The sequence below is a fragment of the Peribacillus aracenensis genome, assembly GCF_025175645.1.
In the GTDB taxonomy this organism is placed as follows: Bacteria; Bacillota; Bacilli; order Bacillales; family DSM-1321; genus Peribacillus; species Peribacillus aracenensis.
Genome location: NZ_JANZMJ010000093.1, coordinates 1 through 1,335, shown reverse-complemented (window position 1 = coordinate 1,335; position 1,335 = coordinate 1). Strand labels below are relative to the sequence as shown.

Annotated in this window: 1 protein-coding gene; it reads right to left on the bottom strand. The window is 37.9% G+C overall.

All coding sequences use genetic code 11. The features are described 5' to 3' along the window. Window positions 1–512: 512 nt before the first annotated feature. Window positions 513–962 carry a DUF1569 domain-containing protein gene (locus N0M92_RS29070; protein WP_260289025.1) on the bottom strand — a complete coding sequence of 150 codons (450 nt, stop codon included), beginning with the start codon at window positions 960–962 and terminating at the stop codon, window positions 513–515. Window positions 963–1,335 lie beyond the last annotated feature (373 nt).

Sequence of the window (1,335 nt, the reverse complement as noted above, 5' to 3'; positions counted from 1 at the left end):
GATCTCTACTGCCTCTCAGAGGCAGCGTAAGCATTTCTAACTATCGATATATAACAAGAAGGATGACACGGAGAAGCCAGCAACATTACAAAACTAAGACCAAGAGTCCCCGGGGCAGCTTAGCAGGTCTCTGCCTTATGAATAGACCGAACGAAGGAATGTAAGCGCAAATGACGCTAAGAGACATGGGAGGGTACGTCATCATAAGTTTCGCAGAGATCTATTGTGCATCGCATAGTGGAGAAAATAGCTAATGATTTCCATTAGTTTTAGCGAAGCGCACCCTCAATTTAGTAATAAAAACCAGAATTTCAATACTCTGTTTAAAAGTAGGATGAAAAAATAATTCCCCTAATACACCGAGTGGTGCAAACCGTTGATACATCAATGTTCATAGAGGGAGGTTAGTTCAATAAGAAAACAGTAATGGTTGAAGCTCAAACCTTATTATCCAATCCAATTTTACCGGATCGTTGATCTAAGGATTTTCGTCCATAATTAAATTCCCGTAACTAAACCCGAAACTGTTTTAAATGATGGTCAAGATGCTTATAAATTCCATGTCCCCATTGCTCGGAAGAAAGTTTTCCGAAAAAAGGATGTGGGTGACTTGTACAAGCCTCTGGTCCATTCTTTTGGAAGGTTGTAATTTTTTCTTTCAATCTTTCTCTTTCTATTTCAAAATCTTTTTTATCGGTTATTAAAATGCTTGGAATAGTAGACATATTATGTGGTAGGGGCTTGTCATTATAAAACATGTTTTTTGCAAACCGACCTACTAATAGCCCTAACCAACCTCTTGGAGGCATAGAATAGCCCATAGCAATGTCTTGGAAGGATGAGCAATGAGCTAACATTTGTGCGACATCCATTTTTCCCCATGATGGTTTTGAATTTGCGCTTAAGTTGTCGATACGTTTTAAAATTTCTTCTGTAAACAAGACCTCAAAAATATTATTCATTAGAATAACTCCTCTAATTTTGTTGATTTAAAAAAGTAATTGATTATTTAATGTATATTCAACGTCAACATTATTTTATCCTTCTAAGCCAAAGGGGGACTGTTCCAGGAGGGATTGAAGTCCTGTGGTTGGGCTAATATGAAGAGGCAGCATTCCTATAATAAAAGAAATAGAAAAGACAAGTTTGTGAAATAATGTACTTAAACTAACGGGTGCGTTAGCTCAAAATCGAAGCTGTCTTTATGGCAGCTTTTTGTGCGACGGGCAGTCGTATGGGATGTTGACACTGTCAGCGTCCCTCATTTTCTTTATTCGACAGAGACGTCATTTCGATGAAACGACTGGTAAAAGAATGGAGCAATTGAATCCCAGA

Coding starts and splice junctions, on each gene's coding strand:
- N0M92_RS29070 (WP_260289025.1), bottom strand. CDS start 962: ATGAATAATATTTTTGAGGTCTTGTTTACAGAAGAAATTTTAAAACGT.